Below are 17,761 nucleotides of genomic sequence, written 5' to 3' on the forward strand. Positions count from 1 at the left end.
CACTGCTCACGCCGCTGCTCGGGCTGTCCGCCCTGACCATGATCACCGCGGCCAACACCTTCGTGCAGCTGCACACGGACCCCTCGATGCGGGGTCGCGTGATGGCGCTCTACCTGATGATCTTCATCGGCGGTACGCCGGTCGGCGCCCCGCTGATCGGGGCCGTCGGCGAGGCGTGGGGTGCCCGCTGGACCCTCCTGCTCGGCGGGCTGCTCACCGCCGTCGGCACGCTGGCCGCCAGCGCGCTCTACCTGCGGTCCCGGGGCGTTTTGACCCGTGCCGGAGCGCGGAGTAATCTCGATCCTCGTGTCTGGGACCACCAGACCGTTGCGCGTGCCCGCACGTAGGCGAGAGGGAGCAAGACCCTCCTCCGACCGGCACACCAACCCCCCGGCCAGTCAGGTCCGTACCGGCTGTCCGTGGGAGATCGGGCGACACGCCCGACCTCGGGGGCGAAGCAGCGGGAGGCGGCAGCACCACCCGGACGAGGCAACACCATCGCGCGCGGCACGGTGCCACGCGCTGAGAGCGAAACAGAGAGGGAACCACCAGGGGCCCACCATCAACCAGCTGGTCCGCAAGGGCCGCCAGGACAAGGTGTCGAAGAACAAGACGCCTGCCCTGAAGGGGTCTCCGCAGCGCCGTGGCGTCTGCACCCGCGTCTACACCACCACCCCGAAGAAGCCGAACTCCGCCCTCCGCAAGGTCGCCCGCGTGCGCCTGTCGAGCGGCGTCGAGGTCACGGCGTACATCCCGGGCGTGGGCCACAACCTCCAGGAGCACTCGATCGTGCTCGTCCGCGGCGGCCGGGTGAAGGACCTCCCCGGTGTCCGCTACAAGATCATCCGCGGCACGCTCGACACCCAGGGCGTCAAGAACCGCAAGCAGGCGCGCAGCCGCTACGGCGCGAAGAAGGAGAAGGGCTGATGCCGCGCAAGGGACCGGCGCCCAAGCGCCCGATCGTCGTCGACCCCGTCTACGGCTCCCAGCTGGTCACCCAGCTGGTCGCCAAGGTGCTGCAGGACGGCAAGAAGCAGGTTGCCCAGCGCATCGTCTACACCGCGCTCGAGGGCTGCCGCGACAAGACCGGCACCGACCCCGTGGTCACCCTGAAGCGGGCCATGGACAACGTCAAGCCGGCCATCGAGGTCAAGTCCCGCCGCGTCGGTGGCGCGACCTACCAGGTCCCGATCGAGGTCAAGGGCACCCGGGGCACCACCCTGGCCCTGCGCTGGCTGGTCGGCTACGCCGCCGAGCGGCGCGAGAAGACCATGGCCGACCGGCTGATGAACGAGATCCTCGACGCCTCCAACGGCCTCGGTGCCGCGGTGAAGCGCCGCGAGGACACCCACAAGATGGCCGAGTCCAACAAGGCCTTCGCCCACTACCGCTGGTGATCGGCCGGACCGGGCTGGACAGGAACAAAGACCAAGCAGTCAGCGTTCTCCAGCAGCCCGGTCCGGAAGGCCCGGGCTATTCGCACGTGACCCGTGCACACAGACCAAGAGGGACGGAAGAACTGACGTGGCTGTCGACATCACGACAGACCTGAACAAGGTCCGCAACATCGGCATCATGGCGCACATCGATGCCGGCAAGACCACCACCACCGAGCGCATCCTGTTCTACACCGGCATCAACTACAAGATCGGTGAGGTCCACGAGGGCGCCGCCACGATGGACTGGATGGAGCAGGAGCAGGAGCGCGGCATCACGATCACGTCCGCCGCGACGACCTGCTGGTGGAAGAACCACCAGATCAACATCATCGACACCCCGGGCCACGTCGACTTCACCGCCGAGGTCGAGCGCTCGCTGCGCGTCCTGGACGGCGCGGTCGCGGTCTTCGACGGTGTCGCGGGCGTCGAGCCGCAGACGATGACCGTCTGGCGTCAGGCGAACAAGTACGCCGTGCCGCGGATGTGCTTCGTCAACAAGCTCGACCGCACCGGCGCGGACTTCTTCAACTGCGTGCAGATGATGGTCGACCGGCTCAACTCCACCCCGCTGGTCCTGCAGCTGCCGATCGGCGCCGAGCACGACTTCATCGGCGTGGTCGACCTGGTGGGCATGCGCGCGCTCGTGTGGCGCGGCGAGACCACCATCGGCGAGGACTACGTCGTCGAGGAGATCCCGGCCGAGCTGCAGGCGCAGGCCGAGGAGTACCGCGAGAAGCTGCTCGAGACGCTGGCCGAGGCCGACGACGAGATCATGGAGAAGTACCTCGAGGGCGAGGACATCTCCGTCGAGGAGCTCGAGGCCGCGATCCGTCGCGCCACGCTGGCCGACAAGCTCAACCCGGTCCTGTGCGGCACCGCGTTCAAGAACAAGGGCGTCCAGCCCCTGCTCGACGCGGTCGTGAAGTACCTCCCCTCGCCGCTCGACATCGACGCGATCGTCGGGCACGCGGTCAACAACGAGGAGGAGCCGGTCAGCCGCAAGCCCGCCGACTCCGAACCGTTCTCCGGCCTGGCCTACAAGATCGCCTCCGACCCGCACCTCGGCAAGCTGATCTACGTCCGGGTCTACTCCGGCAAGCTCGAAGCGGGCTCGACCGTGCTCAACTCGGTCACCGGCCGCAAGGAGCGGATCGGCAAGGTCTACCAGATGCACGCCAACAAGCGTGAGGAGATCGCGTCGGTCGGCGCCGGCCAGATCGTGGCCGTGATGGGGCTCAAGGACACCCGCACCGGGCACACCCTGTGCGACATCCAGAACCCCGTCGTGCTCGAGTCGATGACCTTCCCGGCCCCGGTGATCGAGGTCGCCATCGAGCCCAAGACCAAGGGCGACCAGGAGAAGCTCGGCACCGCCATCCAGCGGCTCTCCGAGGAGGATCCGACCTTCACGGTCAAGTCCGACGAGGAGACCGGCCAGACGATCATCGCCGGCATGGGCGAGCTCCACCTGGAGATCCTCGTCGACCGGATGAAGCGCGAGTTCCGCGTCGAGGCGACCGTCGGCAAGCCGCAGGTCGCCTACCGGGAGACCATCCGCCAGAAGGTCGAGAACCACAGCTACACGCACAAGAAGCAGACCGGTGGCTCCGGCCAGTTCGCGAAGGTGGTCATCTCCATCGAGCCGAGCATCGACCCCGAGACCGGGGCCGGCGCGGGCTATGAGTTCGTCAACAGCGTGACCGGTGGCCGGGTGCCGCGGGAGTACATCCCGTCGGTGGACCAGGGTGCGCAGGAGGCCATGGAGTTCGGCGTACTCGCCGGCTACCCGATGGTCGACGTCAAGGTCACCCTCGAGGACGGCGCCTACCACGACGTCGACTCCTCCGAGCTCGCCTTCAAGATCGCCGGCATCGCGGCGTTCAAGGAGGCCGCCAAGAAGGCCAAGCCGGTCCTGCTGGAGCCGATGTTCGCGGTGGAGGTGACGACCCCCGAGACGTTCCTCGGCACCGTCATCGGCGACCTCAACAGCCGGCGCGGCCAGATCCAGTCGCAGGAGGAGCGTCACGGTGACATGGTCATCAAGGCCCTCGTGCCGCTGTCTGAGATGTTCGGGTACGTTGGCGACCTGAGGTCCAAGACCTCGGGCCAGGCTTCGTACTCGATGGAGTTCGACTCGTACGCCGAGGTCCCCACGGGCATCGCCGACGAGATCATCAAGAAGGTCCGCGGCGAGTAGTTCGCCGTACGGCCTCGGCTACACCCACATCAGTACGAGTCACCAGAAATACAACAGGAGGAGCCCACAGTGGCTAAGGCGAAGTTCGAGCGGACCAAGCCGCACGTCAACATCGGCACGATCGGTCACATCGACCACGGCAAGACGACGCTGACCGCTGCCATCACCAAGGTCCTGCACGACAAGTACCCGGACCTGAACCCGTTCACCCCGTTCGACGAGATCGACAAGGCTCCCGAGGAGCGGCAGCGCGGCATCACGATCTCGATCGCGCACGTCGAGTACCAGACCGAGGCGCGTCACTACGCGCACGTCGACTGCCCGGGCCACGCGGACTACATCAAGAACATGATCACCGGCGCGGCCCAGATGGACGGCGCGATCCTCGTGGTCGCCGCCACCGACGGCCCGATGCCGCAGACCCGCGAGCACGTCCTCCTGGCCCGCCAGGTCGGCGTGCCGGCGCTGGTCGTCGCGCTCAACAAGTGCGACATGGTCGACGACGAGGAGCTCATCGAGCTCGTCGAGATGGAGGTCCGTGAGCTCCTCTCCGAGTACGAGTTCCCGGGCGACGACATCCCCGTCGTGCGCGTGGCCGCCTTCCCGGCGCTGAACGGCGACGAGAAGTGGGGCGCGACCGTCCTCGAGCTGATGGACGCCGTCGACTCCTACATCCCGACCCCGGAGCGCGACACCGACAAGCCGTTCCTCATGCCGGTCGAGGACGTCTTCACGATCACCGGTCGTGGCACCGTCATCACCGGCCGCATCGAGCGCGGCATCGTGAAGGTGAACGAGGAGGTCGAGATCATCGGCATCCGCGACACCTCGCAGAAGACCACGGTCACCGGCGTCGAGATGTTCCGCAAGCTGCTCGACGAGGGCCAGGCGGGCGAGAACGTCGGTCTGCTCCTCCGCGGCACCAAGCGCGAGGACGTCGAGCGCGGCATGGTCGTGATCAAGCCGGGCACCACCACCCCGCACACCAACTTCGAGGCCTCGGTCTACATCCTCTCGAAGGAGGAGGGCGGCCGGCACACGCCGTTCTTCAACAACTACCGTCCGCAGTTCTACTTCCGGACCACGGACGTGACCGGCGTCGTGACGCTGCCCGAGGGCACCGAGATGGTGATGCCGGGTGACAACACCGAGATGTCGGTGGAGCTCATCCAGCCGATCGCCATGGAGGAGGGCCTCCGCTTCGCGATCCGTGAGGGCGGCCGCACCGTCGGCGCGGGCCGGGTCACCAAGATCACCAAGTGACCTGACCTGGCTCACCGAGTCACCAAGAACCCCCGTCAGCCGTGAGGCCGGCGGGGGTTCTTGCTTCCGCGTCTCACTTGACTGCGGCCGCGCGAGTGGGCCCGCACCCAGCAGCGGTGACCTTTCAACCGGTCTGAGCAGGCCGGGCGTTCAAGGACCACCGGCGCCCAGCGTGTCCCACTGACATGCGAGGCGGCGGTGGGTGATCAACCACGCTGGGCCGGCCTGGGGTTGACGGGTCACCGCTACCCGGGTGGCGTATGGCAACGGCGCGGAGCAGCCCGATCCTGACCGGCGAGACGCGATCCGCCAGGGGCAAGCTCGTGTTCTGCGATTTGCACCGCAAATTCGGCTCTTGTGACGGATCCGTGGGTGGGCGGCCGCGCGCGTAGCACGCCGCAACCCGCCCTCAAGGATGCCTTCGGCACCGCTGCGCGGCGCCTTCGGCGTCCTTGACCGCGGGTCCCGAGCGGCGCGCTGGGGGGCGCGCAAGGGCGGAGCAAGCTCCGCCCCGCATGCGCGGCCGCCGGTGGCCACCCAGGACGCCGAGATGTGCTGCAAATCAGCTGGACCCGGCTTTGCCGAGGATCTCCGGCACCAGGTGCCGATCTCCCTCGGCAAACCCACCGACGGGGCTGGTGGTAGGCGCGCGGCACCCACGGATCGGTCACATGAGCCGCAAATTCGCCACCTGCACGCCGAGATGTGGTGCAGATGCCGCCCTGCGCGGCCCAGACGCCGACTGTGCAGCAATTTTCCGGCTGGGTGGCGAAAGTGCTGCACAGTCGGTGACTCCGCCGGCGTGCCCACAACCCACGTCAGAGTCGAAAACCAGGTGACCCTGGCGCCGAGCCGCCCTACGGTGGCCGCAACCGAGCAAGAACCCGAGAGGAGCGTCCGATGCGTGCTGCGTTCGTGTCCGTCATGACCCACACGAACCCAGACCAGGAGACGACGCTTGCTCCGCAGGACACTCAACCTCGGGATCCTCGCCCACGTTGACGCCGGCAAGACCACGCTGACCGAGCGGCTGCTCCACGCCGCAGGGGTCATCGACCACGTCGGCTCGGTCGACGCGGGGACCACCCAGACCGACTCCCTCGCCCTCGAGCGCGAGCGCGGGATCACGATCCGCTCGACGGTCGCGGCCTTCGAGCGCGGCGACACCACGGTCAACCTGATCGACACCCCCGGCCACCCGGACTTCATCGCCGAGGTGGAGCGGGTGCTCAGCGTGCTCGACGGCGCCGTGCTCGTCCTCTCCGCGGTGGAGGGCGTGCAGCCGCAGACCACCGTGCTGATGCGGGCGCTGCGGCGGCTGGACGTCCCGACCGTGCTGTTCATCAACAAGACCGACCGGGCCGGCGCGGATGTGGGCCGGGTGCTGGCCGCAGTCCGCGAGCGGCTCACGCCGTACGCCGTGGACGTGGCCGGCGACGACCTGCTGGATCTTCTCACCGAGCGCGACGACCGGCTGCTCGCGGCGTACCTGCGCGACGAGGCCGCTGTCGACCGGGCCCGCCTGCGCCGGTCGCTGGCCCGGCAGACCCGGCGGAGCCGCGTCTTCCCGGTGTTCAGCGGTTCGGCCTCGCGGGGCGACGGGGTCGAGCCGCTGATGGACGCCCTGGTCGAGCTGCTGGCGCCGCCGCCCACCGACGACGACGGGGCGCTGGCCGCCCGGGTGTTCAAGATCGAGCGCGGCGCAGCCGGCGAGAAGGTCGCCTACCTGCGGCTGTTCCGAGGCAGGCTCGGGCTTCGCGACCGGATCTCCTTCGGTGGAGTACCGCTGCCGGAGAAGGTGGTCGAGGTCGCCGGCTACCGCGCCGGGCAGTGGGTGCGGACCGACAGCGTCGGCGCCGGTGAGATCGCGCGGGTCCGCGGGCCGGCCCGGGTGCGGGTCGGCGATGGGGTGGGCACCGGGGCCGACGGCGACGAGCACCACTTCCCGCCGCCCACGCTCGAGGCCGTGGTCGCGGCCCGCGACCCGGCGCTGGGGCACCGGCTCCGCGCTGCGCTGGTCCAGCTCGCCGACCAGGACCCGCTGATCGGCGTGCGCCACGACGACCTGGGCCGCCTGTCCGTCTCGCTCTACGGCCGGGTGCAGCAGGAGGTCATCGCCGAGACCCTGGCGCGCGACCACGGCGTCGAGGTCGACTTCGAAGACGCCACGGTCGTCCACGTCGAGCGGCCGCGCCGGGTCGGCGAGGCCCTGGAGCTGCTCAACACCGACACCAACCCCTACCACGCCACCGTGGGGCTGAGGATCGACCCGGGCACCCCGGGCTCGGGGCTGCGGTTCTGCACGGACGTGCCGGCCGAGGACGTCCCGCTCTACCTGTTCAAGAGCCACGAGGGGTTCCGGGAGAGCATCGAGCGCCACGTCCGCGACGCGCTGGCGGCCGGGCTGCACGGCTGGCAGGTCACCGACTGCCTGGTCACGCTGACCCGGATCGGCTACAGCAGCTGGGACGGTCCTCCGTCCACGCGCGGGCCGCTCAGCGTCGCGGTCGACTACCGCAAGCTCACGCCGATCGTGGCCCGTCAGGCGTTGCGCAACGCCGGCACCATGGTCTGCGAGCCGCTGGTCGACGTCCGCGTCGAGGCGCCGACCGCGACGGCCGGCGCGCTCCAGCGGGAGCTCGGGCGACTGGGCGCGTCCACCACCGGAGCGTGGGCCACGGAGTCGTTCACCACTTTCGAGGTGGTGCTCGCCGCGGCCCGGTTCCACGATCTCCAGCGACAGCTGCCGGACCTCACCGGGGGCGAGGGCGTGGCCGAGCCGCGGTTCGCCGGCTACCAGCCCGTCCGTGGCCGGCAGCCGTCAAGGACGCCATGAGAGTCCTCTCACTCCGGCCTCACCATGGCCTCACGGTGCCCCGGCACGGTTGGTGTCGTCAGGAACCAAGACACCACGAAAGGGAGAACCACCATGGCTCGCTCGCATCTCCTGAAGGCACTCCAGCCGGCCCGCGTCGCCGGGCGTCGTCGTCGCCGCCACGGCGGCCGGCACGGCCACAGCAACACCAACACCAACTCCAGCACGGGCACCGGGACGCGCACCCGGACGCGCAGCCACGACTGACGTCTGGGGTTCGGTGAGGTGAACGACACCGAGAGGGCGGGCCTTCGGGCCCGCCCTCGCCGCCTGCTCGGACGGCTGGCCGCGCTGTTGCGGCCCGCACCCGACGCCGCGCCGCTGGTCGGCCAGGCCCGGCCGATGACGGTCGGGCAGGTCGTCCGGCGGTTCTGGCCCGACCTGCGGCCGCTGCGCTGGTGGCTGCTGCTGCTCGTGGTGCTGCTGGCCGGGGCGCCGTTGATCGCGGTGCTGGAGGTCGTGCTGTTCCAGAAGCTGGTCGACGACGTGCTGGTGCCGGCCACCCTGGGGCCGCTGGTCTGGATCGCGGCGCTCTACGTCGGCCTGAACCTGCTCAGCGCTGTCGTCTCCGGTGTCGACGACTACCTCTCCACGTGGATCTCGCAGAGGTTCCTCGTCGGGCTCCGGACCAAGGTGTTCTCGCACGTGCTCGCCCACCCGAGCCACGTGCACGACCGCAACCGGCTCGGCGACACGATGTCGAGGCTGACGTCGGACACCGCCGCGGTCGAGTCGTTCATGATCGGCCAGTTCGCCTCCGGCACCGGCGCCGTGCTGCGCCTGGTGATCTACGCCGGCGCACTGTTCTGGCTGCAGTGGCAGCTCGCGCTGGTCGCGATGGTCGCCGCACCACTCCTGTGGTGGGTGGCCCGGCACTTCTCGCGGCTGGTCAAGGACGTCTCCCGGGAGCGCCGCCGCCGGGCCGGCTCGCTCAGCGCGGTCACCGAGGAGCGGCTGTCCAACGCCGCCCTGGTGCAGACCTACAACCGCGAGGCCGACGCCATCGCGGACTACCACCGCCAGAACCTCGCCATCGCCTCCGCCGAGCTCGTCGGGGCGCGGATCCGGGCGGTGTTCCTGCCGCTGGCCGACCTCGCCGAGCTGGTCGGCACCCTGGCTGTGATCGCGCTGGGCACCTGGGCGCTGGCGACCGACCGGCTCACGCTGGGCGGGTTGATGGCGTTCCTGGCCCTGCTGGTGCAGTGCTACTCGCCGCTGCGCAGCCTCGGCAACCTGCTCCCCGCCCTCTACTCCGCGACCGCCGGAGTGGAGCGCATGGTCGAGCTGCTCGACGAGCCGCTCCCGCAGGACGCGCCGGGCGCCCGCGACCTCACCAACGTCCGCGGCTCGGTCGAGCTGTCCGGCGTCCGCGTGCGCTACCCGGGTGGGGCCCGCGACGCGCTGCACGGGACGACGTTCCGCGTCGAGGCAGGCCAGATGGTCGCCCTCGTCGGCGCGAGCGGCGCCGGCAAGTCGACCGTCAGCCGGCTCCTCACCCGGCACGCGGAGGCGGCGGAGGGCGCGGTCCGCATCGACGGGCAGGACCTGCGCGACCTCACCGCGCGCTCGGTCCGCGAGGCGGTGACCCTGGTCCCGCAGGAGACCGCGCTGATGGACGCAACGATCGCGGAGAACATCGGGTTCGGCCGACCGACCGCCACTCGTGACGAGGTGGAGGAGGCGGCCCGGAGAGCCGACGCCGACGGGTTCGTGCGGCTGCTGCCGGACGGCTACGACACCCGCGTCGGCCAGCGCGGCCGAAGCCTCTCCGGTGGTCAGCGCCAGCGCATCGCCGTGGCCCGCGCTCTGCTCCGCGACGCTCCGGTTCTCTTCCTCGACGAGCCCACCACGGGCCTCGACGCCGCCACCTCGCGCCGGCTGCTCGACGCCGTGGCCCGGCACCGGGCCGGCCGCACGGTGATCGTGGCCACCCACGACCCGGTGGTCCTGGAGTACGTCGACCGCGTCATCGAGCTCGAGGACGTCGGGGTCGACACCCAGCCCGTCGCGGTGGGGGCGGCGCGATGATGCCGGTCACCGCCGCGCCCGGCGTCGTACCCGTGGGCGGGGAGGTCCTGCCCGGCTACCGGGTCGAGGCGCTGCTGTCGCGAGGCGGCCGGGTCGACACCTACGACGTGACCAGCCTGGAGCGGGACTGCCGGGCCGTGGTCAAGGTGGTGCGTCCGGACCGGCTCGACGACGCGCACGTCCGCGCCGCTGTCCGCACCGAGGGCGAACTGCTCACGACGCTGGCGCACCCGCACCTGGTGCGCGGCTACGAGATGGTCACTGCGCCGGCCCCGGCCGTCGTGCTCGAGACGCTGCCCGGGGCCACGGTCGCGGCGCTCGTCGACGACCGCTGCCTCGGCGTCGCCGACGTCGCGCTGCTCGGCCGCCAGCTCGCCTCGGTTCTCGGCTACCTGCACCGCCACGGCTGGGTGCACCTCGACGTCAAGCCCGACAACGTCGTCGTCCAGGAGGGCCGGGCGATCCTCATCGATCTCGGGCTGGCCGCCCGCCCGGGCCGGCTCGAGCGCGGCATGGGCACCGACGGCTACGCCGCCCCGGAGCAGGACGCCGGCGGGACCGTCTCGCCCGCCACCGACGTGTGGGGTCTGGCCGCGACGTTGTTCGAGTGCGTGGCCGGGGCTGCGCCGGGCCGCGACCCGGACCTGTCCCGGGTGCCGGTGCGGCTCCGCCCGCTGCTGGCGGCCTGCCTGCAGGCCGAGCCGGGCCGGCGGCCCTCGCTGGACGTCCTCCGGGACCGGCTCGACTCGCTGGTGGCCGAGCCGCCGCGCGAGCTCAGGTGGTGGAGCCGGCGGCGGCGATGAGGGCGACCACGATCACCCCGAGGAGGATCAGCAGGCCGAGACCCATCAGTGCGGTGCCGACGATCCCGCAGATCCGGCCCGCGTTGGCCTGGGAGCGGCCGCCCAGCTGGCCGTTGGAGACGTCGATCTCGCGCACCACGCGGTTGCCCATCACCCACGCGACGATCGAGAGGACCTGGCACAGCACCAGGCCGAGGATGCCGAGCACCAGCACGGTGGTGGCCTGCGGGTGGTCGGGAGCACCGAAGGCGTGCGGCGGACCGTAGGGGTTCGGTGGCGGACCGCCATAGGGCGGCGGTGGCGGCTGCTGCGTCACGGCGGACATCCTGCCATCGCCAGTCATCTATGGTTCGCGACGTGATCGACCGTGCCCGGCTCACCGACCTGCGCCGCGACGAGGAGGCCCGCTTCGTCGACCTGCACCCGCGCTCGGCCGCGCTCGCCGAGGCGCAGCGGGTGCACCTCCTGGCCGGCGTGCCCATGCCGTGGATGACCCGCTGGCCCGGCTCCTTTCCCGTCTCGGTCGCGTCCGCACGGGGTGGCCGGCTCGTGGACGTGGACGGGCTCGAGTACGTCGACCTCTGCCTCGGCGACACCGGCGCGATGGCCGGCCATGCGCTGCCGGCAGCGACCGGGGCCGTCGCGGACCGGATGGCGGCCGGGGCGACCGCGATGCTGCCCTCGGAGGACGGCGCCTGGGTCGGCGCCGAGCTGGCCCGCAGGTTCGGCCTGCCCTCCTGGCAGCTCGCCATCTCGGCGACGGACGCGAACAGGTTCGTGCTCCGCTTCGCCCGGCACCTGACCGGGCGGCCGCGGGTCGCCGTCATGGACTGGTGCTACCACGGCACGGTCGACGAGACGCTGGCCGTGCTCTCCGACGACGGCCGGGTGGTCCCGCGCCCCGGCGCCCTCGGGCCCCAGGCCGACGTCGCGACCACCACGGCGGTGGTGCCGTTCAACGACCTCGACGCACTCGACCGCCGGCTGGCCGACGGCGACGTCGCCGCGCTGCTCATGGAGCCGGCGCTGACCAACATCGGCATCGTCCTGCCCGCCCCCGGCTACTCCGAGGGCGTCCGCGAGCTCACTCGGCGGCACGGCGTGCTGCTCGTGATCGACGAGACCCACACGATGTGCGCCGGCCCGGGCGGCGCGACCGCGGCCTGGGGTCTCGAGCCGGACCTGCTCGTGGTCGGCAAGGCGATCGGCGGCGGGATCCCGTGCGCGGCCTACGGCATGACGGCCGAGGTGGCCGAGCGGCTGAGCGGCCCGATGCTCGGCCATGACATCGACGTGGCCGGTGTCGGCGGCACGCTCACCGGGAGCGCCCTGGCCCTGGCGGCCATCCGGGCCACGCTGTCCAGCGCCCTGCGCGAGGAGGACTTCGCGGTCGCCGTCCCGCTGGCGGAGCGGTTCACCGCGGGCGTGGCCGGCGCCATCGACGCGCACGGCCTGCCGTGGCACGTGCAGCGGCTGGGCTGTCGCGCGGAGTACTGGTTCTGCCCGCCGCCGCCCGACGGTGCCGCCGCGGCCGCCGCGGTCGACGAGGAGCTCGAGGGGTTCCTGCACCTGTGGTGCCTCATCCGGGGCGTGCTGCTGACGCCGTTCCACAACAGGGCGCTGTTCTGCCCGGCCCACACCGGGGCCGACGTCGACCGGCACACGGAGGTGTTCACCGAGGCGCTGGCAGCCCTGACAAGGTAGGGGGATGGACGAGCGCGTCACCCCCGCCCGCCCGCACCACAAGCTGACCCCCGACGGCCGCCGGATGCGGGAGGTCCTCAGCTACTCCCGGCGCGGCAACCGGTTCACGCCGCGGCAGGCCGAGGCGTGGGCGGCCCACCACGACGCGTGGGTGATCCCCGACGAGGCGGTCGACCGGCCGGACTTCTCCTTCGCCGACCGGTTCGGGCGGGAGGCGCCGCTGATCGTCGAGATCGGGTCCGGTGTCGGCGAGGCCACGGCGGTGCTGGCGGCCGCCCGTCCGGCCTACGACGTGATCGCCTTCGAGGTCTGGCGGCCCGGCGTGGCCGACACGCTGTGGCGGCTGGCCGAGGCGGGCGCGGACAACGTGCGGCTGGTCACTGTCGACGCGGTGTGGTGCCTCGAGAACCGGATCGGTGAGGGGACGCTGGCCGAGCTGTGGACCTTCTTCCCGGACCCGTGGCCCAAGACGCGCCACCACAAGCGGCGGCTGGTCGGCCCCGACTTCGCGCGGCTGGCGGCGAGCCGGCTGGCACCCGGGGCGACCTGGCGGCTGGCCACCGACTGGGCCGACTACGCCGCCCGGATGCGCGCCGTGCTCGACGCCGAGCCGACGCTCGAGGGGGGTCCCGTTCAGCGGTGGGACGAGCGGCCGGTGACCCGGTTCGAGCGCAAGGGGCTCGAGGCCGGCCGGGAGATCACCGACCTGGCCTACCGCAGGGTCGGCCAGAACACCTAGACGGCGTGGGGGAGCCGGACGCCTGCCTCGATGAGGAGGTCCTCGACCCGTTCGCGCTCGACGTCCAGCTCGTGACCGGCCATGAGGACGTCGAGCAGGTGCGTGCGCCCGAGAGCGGTGCAGCACTCTCCGAGCACCTTGTCGTAGGCGCCGCGCACCGCCTCCACCTTGACGAAGGGCGTGCGCGGGTCGAGGCCGTAGTAGCGGGCGCACAACCGCCTCAGGTTGGCGGCGATCTCCTCGATCGGCCGACCCTCGGGCTCCAGCTGCCGCTGGTGGCTGCGTGGCCACCGCATGTGACAACGGTACGCCGCGGTTCAGCCCTGGAGTAGCGAGATTTCCTCGTCGACGTACGGGTCCTCCTTGCCGGCGGCCTCGAGCTCGGCCTTCAGCGCGGTTTGCAGCGCCAGCGCCTCGTCGGTGCGGCCGAGGTTGCGCAGCGCCCAGCCGACCATCCACCTCGCGATGCGAGTGCGGCCGGGATCGCCGATCCGCTCGCGCGCGGCCAGCGCGCCCTCGAACGCCGCCAGCGCGGCCGGCCAGTCGCCCGCGTCGGCGTGCATCATCCCGACGTTGTTGAGCAGGGAGGCGTCCCAGTCGCGGGCCTCCTGGTCGGAGGAGTCCCGGGCCAGCGCGAGCGCCTCCTCGTTGAGCCGCAGCTGGTCGTCGTCCGGTGCCACCAGCGCGACCATGTGCAGCGCGTCCACCTGCAGCGCGTCCAGGCCGGCCTCCCGGGCCGACGCGGCCGCCCCCTCGAAGAAGGGCCGGGCCGCATCGGGGTCGCCCGCCGAGCGGAGCAGCCGGCCCCGCTCGAGGGCCGCCCGGGTCGCCACCTCGACGTCCTCGACGGCGAGGTCGTTGAGCACGGCGTGCCCCTCGTCGTACCGCTCCTGCAGCCCGAGCGCCCGAGCCACCTGGGTGAGCAGGACCAGCCGGTCCTTGCCCTCCGCCATCTCGGCCGCGGCCCGGAGCCGCTGCTCGGAGCCGGCGGGGTCGTCGAAGTCCCACAGCTCCTTCAGCTCCGCCATGGCGCCATAGTGCCCGATCATCGGCCTCAACCTTTCGGGGGTCTGCGGTGTCATTACCTCTCGTGACCGTGACCGAGCCGACGTTCAGCGACTTCATGGCTGCGCGCTGGGCACCGCTGTTCCGTACGGCGTACCTCCTCAGCGGCGACCAGCACGAGGCCGAGGAGCTGCTGCAGTCGGCACTGGCACGGACCTGCGTGAAGTGGTCGTCGATCCGCGAGAAGGGTGCCGCGGACGCCTACGTGCGCCGCGCGATGGTCCACCAGATGTCGAGCCGGTGGCGGCGGCCGCGTCGGGAGCTGGCCACCGACGAGCTCCCCGAAAGGGGCCACGGCGGCGGGCTCGACGTGCGGGCCGACCACCTCGCGCTCTGGGAGGAGGTCCGGCGGCTGCCCCCGCGGATGCGCGCCACACTGGTCCTCCGCTACTTCGAGGACCTCACCGTCGAGGCGACCGCCCGCGAGCTCGGAACCTCCGTCGGCTCGGTCAAGAGCCAGACCCACCACGCCCTCAAGCGGCTGCGCGCCGCACTGCCCGACCTGGAGCTGCAGCCATGAGCCTCACCGAACTCCGCGAGTCCCTCTCCGCCGTCTCCGACGCCGTCCCGGTGCCGCCACCCGACGTGGCCGGTCTCCACCGCGAGGTGCGCCGGGCCCGCGCCCGGGGGACGGCGACCTGGGCAGCGAGCCTGGGCGCGGCCGCCGCGGTCGCCCTGGGCGGCTCGGCGCTCGTCGCGTCGCTGGGCGGCTCCGGCAACCCGGCCGCACCCGCGGACTCGCACGTGGCACGGGACCAGGACGCCGTGCCGGTCGTCGTCGACGGGCACCTCCGGATCGTCGACGGCGATGCCCTCGGTCCGGTGGGTCCGGCGGTCGCCACGGTTGTCGGCAGCACGCCGCACGGCGTGGTCGTGCTGACCGACGACGGCACCCTGGGCCGGGTCGCGGAGCCGTCCGGCGCGCTGGAGCCGATCGTGTCCGACCGGGTGCGTACGGCGTACCTGGACGGCGACGCGGTGGTCTACGAGAACGAGCGCGGGCTGATCCGGTGGCGCGGCATCGAGCCGTCCGTCCAGCCCACCGACAGCGCCCAGACCGAGCAGGGGCGCCTCATGGCTTCGGCGAGCGGCATCGCGGTGATCGCCGAGGCCAAGGGGCTGATGCTCCACGACAGCGCCGGTGTGCATGAGCTCTACCTCGACCCCGACGAGGTGAACGTCATCCGTGGCGTCGACGCCGGCGCCGGGCCGGTGGTCGCGGTCCGCACCGACGCGGGCGTCGAGGTGTTCTGGGACCACGGCGCCTCCGGCGCCGGGCTGCCGGGCGACCGGATCGGTGCCCTCGCCCCGGACGGCCACACCTACGCACGACCGACCGAGGACGGTCGCGCGGTGGAGCTGCTGGACCCGCGCACGATGAACGCGACCCCGGTCGCGGGCCCGAGTGGCCAGGTCTCCGGGCTCGGCTGGTCGCCCGACGGTGACCTGCTGGTCGTGGTTGTCCACGAGGGGACCGCCACCCTGTGGCGGTGCGGGCCGAACGGCGCCGGCTGCGCCGGCGAGGTCGACGACCCGACCGGGACCCTGCGGCTGCGCTGAGGCGACTCTCAGGCGTGGGCGAAGTCCTCGCCCGTGTACGCCTTCTGCTCGACCAGGACCATCCAGTTGCCGGAGTTGTCGCGGCAGACCGCCTCGACGCCGTAGGGGCGGTCGGCGGGCTCCTGCAGGAACTCGACGCCCTTGGCCCTGAGCTCCTCCCAGGTCTTGCGGCAGTCGTCGACCGCCATGCCGAGCCCGTGCATGTTGCCCTCGTCGAGGGCGCGGTTCATGGCGGCGATCATGTCGGGCGTGTGCGGAGGCCCCGGGACGGTCAGGTGGACCTGGAGCTCGGGCTGGCTCGGGTGGCTGACGGTGCACCAGCGGTAGCCGTCGGTCAGCGTGACGTCGCTGTTCTCGTCGAAGCCGAGCACGTCGATGTAGAAGGCCTTGGACTCGTCGATGTCCTTCACGAACACGGACGCGATCGCGATGTTGGTGATCATGGCCTCGACGCTAGGACGCGCCGTCGGCCCCGGGCTTCTCCTGGCTTGCGGAAGCAGTCTCCGCGAGGCCCCACATGAAGATGAAGCAGCCCGGGATGTGGGGCGCCCCCTCGGCGGCGTACCGGCGCTGGAACTCGCTCGGCGTCTCGCCGACGAGCTCGCGGAACCGGCTGCTGAACGAGCCGAGGCTCGAGAAGCCCACCGCGTGGCAGATCTCGGTCACCGTGAGGTTGGTCGCGCGCAACAGGTCCTGAGCGCGCTCGACCCGGCGCCTGGACAGGTGCGCGCTGGGCGAGATGCCGTAGGTCGCTGTGAACAGTCGCTGGAAGTGGTACTTGCTCAGCCCCGCGACCCCGGCGAGCGTCTCGAGGTCGAGCGGCTCGGTGAAGTGCCGGTCGGCGTGGTCGCGGGCCCGGCGGAGGTGGACCAGGACGTCGCCCGACGCCCGGGTCGGCGCGGCGCTCACCTGCGGGAGGTGAGCCGGCGGCGCAGCTCGGCCTCGCGGTGCAGCCGGGCCTGGTCCCGCTCCCGGCGCGAGGCGATGACCGCGGCGAGGTAGGCCTCCGGCGGCGTGCCGGGTGGCGGAGGCGGCGCGACGTACTCGCTGACCTGGTCGGCCAGCCGGACACCGATCACCGCCCGGGACTGAGGGTCGAGCGTGGGCAGCCGGCCCAGGAACTGGCGCACGGCCAGGGCCAGGCCGGTCGGGAGGCTGGCGATGTCGGCCGAGCGCGCCCACCGCTCGAGCGGCGGCGGCATCAGTGTCGGCGGCGCGAGCCGGAGCCGGACCCGGTCGCGGACGACGTAGGTCCCGGCGGCGTAGTCGCCCAGCCGCTTGCCGCGCGGGCTGACCAGCGCCGAGAAGAACGCCGGGACGCCGTACAAGAGGTAGATCTCCACGACGCCGACCAGCGCCCGCACGAACGCGTGCTGGAAGGTGATCGGCCCCGCGTCGTCGCGGACGGTGCGCAGGCCGCAGACCAGCTTGCCGAGCGACTTCCCGTGGGTCAGCGTCTCCAGCGTGGACGGGTAGACCAGGAAGACCACGATCATCGTGGCGATGAACGACGCCCAGATCAGCGCCTGGTCCGACTGCAGGGCGGCGACGATGAAGACGAACACCGCCGCGATGAACAGGATCATCGTCACGAACACGTCGATCAGCCCCGAGATGATCCGCGCCCCCAGGCTCGCCGCCGGCAGGTCGAGCGCGACCGCCTCACCGGTGACCAGGTCATCGGTCGTCAGCGTCGCGAACTCGGGGGCGGTCATCGTCCATCAGTCTAGGTTTGCCGCTCGGCTTGCCGACGAAGCCAGCCACGGTGGCTGAGGTGCGAGGCGCGCCAGCGCCGAGCCTCGAAGCCTGGTGAGCCGGTGCTGGGACTCACCGGTGTGTCCGGGCTGGGGAGGTCTCGACAGGCTCGACCAGCGGTGCGGTCACGGTGGCTGAGGTGCGAGGCGCCCCAGCGCCGAGCCTTCACGGTGGCTGAGGTGCGAGGCGCTCCAGCGCCGAGACTCGAAGCCAGGTGACCCGGGGCTGGGACCCACCCGCGTGCCCAGGCTGCGGAGGTCTCGACAGGCTCGACCGCGGTCCGCCAGCAGGTGCCTACCTTGCCGCGGCTTCGAGGTTCGGCCGTGAACGGCC

At 71.7% G+C, this 17,761-nt stretch carries 19 protein-coding genes; 13 read left to right on the forward strand and 6 right to left on the reverse strand.

The genetic code is table 11. The features are described 5' to 3' along the window. From VFV89_RS00235 to VFV89_RS00275, 9 genes are all read left to right on the forward strand, one after another. Positions 1 to 347 (forward strand): MFS transporter (locus VFV89_RS00235; protein ID WP_329703876.1); only part of this gene is annotated, 347 nt, incomplete at its 5' end. Between the two features lie 175 nt (positions 348 to 522). After that, a complete protein-coding gene (rpsL, locus tag VFV89_RS00240; RefSeq protein ID WP_329703894.1) occupies positions 523 to 927 on the forward strand; it encodes a 30S ribosomal protein S12 in 405 nt (134 codons plus the stop codon). Continuing rightward, a complete protein-coding gene (gene rpsG / locus VFV89_RS00245) occupies positions 927 to 1,397 on the forward strand; it encodes a 30S ribosomal protein S7 (protein WP_329703877.1) in 471 nt (156 codons plus the stop codon). The genes rpsL and rpsG overlap by 1 nt, the downstream gene beginning before the upstream one ends. Before the next feature lie 127 nt (positions 1,398 to 1,524). Continuing rightward, positions 1,525 to 3,636: an elongation factor G gene (gene fusA, locus VFV89_RS00250; RefSeq protein ID WP_329703878.1), complete on the forward strand. Its 2,112-nt coding sequence runs from the start codon at positions 1,525 to 1,527 to the stop codon at positions 3,634 to 3,636. Positions 3,637 to 3,705: 69 nt separating this feature from the next. Beyond that, a complete protein-coding gene (gene tuf, locus VFV89_RS00255) occupies positions 3,706 to 4,899 on the forward strand; it encodes an elongation factor Tu (protein ID WP_329703879.1) in 1,194 nt (397 codons plus the stop codon). Between the two features lie 958 nt (positions 4,900 to 5,857). Beyond that, positions 5,858 to 7,735 (forward strand): translation factor GTPase family protein, encoded by a 1,878-nt coding sequence (locus VFV89_RS00260; RefSeq protein ID WP_329703880.1) that lies wholly within the window; start codon positions 5,858 to 5,860, stop codon positions 7,733 to 7,735. A 93-nt stretch (positions 7,736 to 7,828) separates the two neighbouring features. Further along, on the forward strand, positions 7,829 to 7,981 hold the full coding sequence (locus tag VFV89_RS00265; protein ID WP_329703881.1) for a hypothetical protein: 153 nt from the start codon (positions 7,829 to 7,831) through the stop codon (positions 7,979 to 7,981). An 18-nt stretch (positions 7,982 to 7,999) separates the two neighbouring features. Continuing rightward, positions 8,000 to 9,802 carry an ABC transporter ATP-binding protein gene (locus VFV89_RS00270; protein ID WP_329703882.1) on the forward strand — a complete coding sequence of 601 codons (1,803 nt, stop codon included), beginning with the start codon at positions 8,000 to 8,002 and terminating at the stop codon, positions 9,800 to 9,802. After that, a complete protein-coding gene (locus VFV89_RS00275; protein WP_329703883.1) occupies positions 9,799 to 10,605 on the forward strand; it encodes a serine/threonine-protein kinase in 807 nt (268 codons plus the stop codon). The genes VFV89_RS00270 and VFV89_RS00275 overlap by 4 nt, the downstream gene beginning before the upstream one ends. Here VFV89_RS00275 and VFV89_RS00280 read toward each other — a convergent pair. After that, positions 10,577 to 10,921, reverse strand: a complete 345-nt coding sequence (locus VFV89_RS00280) for a DUF4190 domain-containing protein (RefSeq protein WP_329703884.1) — start codon at positions 10,919 to 10,921, stop codon at positions 10,577 to 10,579. The genes VFV89_RS00275 and VFV89_RS00280 overlap by 29 nt on opposite strands. A gap of 41 nt (positions 10,922 to 10,962) precedes the next feature. Between VFV89_RS00280 and VFV89_RS00285 the strand changes: the two genes are divergently transcribed. Continuing rightward, positions 10,963 to 12,309: a transaminase gene (locus tag VFV89_RS00285; protein WP_329703885.1), complete on the forward strand. Its 1,347-nt coding sequence runs from the start codon at positions 10,963 to 10,965 to the stop codon at positions 12,307 to 12,309. Positions 12,310 to 12,313: 4 nt separating this feature from the next. Beyond that, on the forward strand, positions 12,314 to 13,048 hold the full coding sequence (locus VFV89_RS00290) for a tRNA (guanosine(46)-N(7))-methyltransferase TrmB (protein ID WP_329703886.1): 735 nt from the start codon (positions 12,314 to 12,316) through the stop codon (positions 13,046 to 13,048). On the opposite strand, the gene VFV89_RS00295 is transcribed toward VFV89_RS00290, so the two are convergent. Both VFV89_RS00295 and VFV89_RS00300 read right to left on the reverse strand, forming a co-directional pair. Beyond that, on the reverse strand, positions 13,045 to 13,344 hold the full coding sequence (locus VFV89_RS00295; RefSeq protein ID WP_329703887.1) for a hypothetical protein: 300 nt from the start codon (positions 13,342 to 13,344) through the stop codon (positions 13,045 to 13,047). The genes VFV89_RS00290 and VFV89_RS00295 overlap by 4 nt on opposite strands. Before the next feature lie 21 nt (positions 13,345 to 13,365). Then, positions 13,366 to 14,097 carry a tetratricopeptide repeat protein gene (locus VFV89_RS00300; protein WP_329703888.1) on the reverse strand — a complete coding sequence of 244 codons (732 nt, stop codon included), beginning with the start codon at positions 14,095 to 14,097 and terminating at the stop codon, positions 13,366 to 13,368. A 41-nt stretch (positions 14,098 to 14,138) separates the two neighbouring features. On the opposite strand from VFV89_RS00300, the gene VFV89_RS00305 reads away from it, so the two are divergent. Beyond that, entirely contained in the window at positions 14,139 to 14,633 is a 495-nt protein-coding gene (locus VFV89_RS00305; protein ID WP_329703889.1) for a SigE family RNA polymerase sigma factor, read from the forward strand. Beyond that, positions 14,630 to 15,673, forward strand: a complete 1,044-nt coding sequence (locus VFV89_RS00310; protein WP_329703890.1) for a hypothetical protein — start codon at positions 14,630 to 14,632, stop codon at positions 15,671 to 15,673. The genes VFV89_RS00305 and VFV89_RS00310 overlap by 4 nt, the downstream gene beginning before the upstream one ends. 8 nt (positions 15,674 to 15,681) lie before the next feature. Here the strand turns inward: VFV89_RS00310 and VFV89_RS00315 are convergent, their stop codons facing one another. Genes VFV89_RS00315 through VFV89_RS00325 form a run of 3 tightly spaced genes read right to left on the reverse strand, consistent with a single transcriptional unit; the run spans position 15,682 to position 17,388 of the window. Next, positions 15,682 to 16,116: a VOC family protein gene (locus tag VFV89_RS00315; RefSeq protein ID WP_329703891.1), complete on the reverse strand. Its 435-nt coding sequence runs from the start codon at positions 16,114 to 16,116 to the stop codon at positions 15,682 to 15,684. Between the two features lie 10 nt (positions 16,117 to 16,126). Further along, on the reverse strand, positions 16,127 to 16,582 hold the full coding sequence (locus VFV89_RS00320; protein ID WP_329703892.1) for an AraC family transcriptional regulator: 456 nt from the start codon (positions 16,580 to 16,582) through the stop codon (positions 16,127 to 16,129). Next, complete coding sequence (locus VFV89_RS00325; protein ID WP_329703893.1) at positions 16,579 to 17,388, reverse strand: RDD family protein; 810 nt, start codon at positions 17,386 to 17,388, stop codon at positions 16,579 to 16,581. Before VFV89_RS00325 ends, VFV89_RS00320 begins: the two co-directional genes overlap by 4 nt. Positions 17,389 to 17,761: the final 373 nt, after the last annotated feature.

The sequence above is a fragment of the Nocardioides sp. genome (genome assembly GCF_036274455.1).
Lineage (GTDB): Bacteria > Actinomycetota > Actinomycetes > Propionibacteriales > Nocardioidaceae > Nocardioides.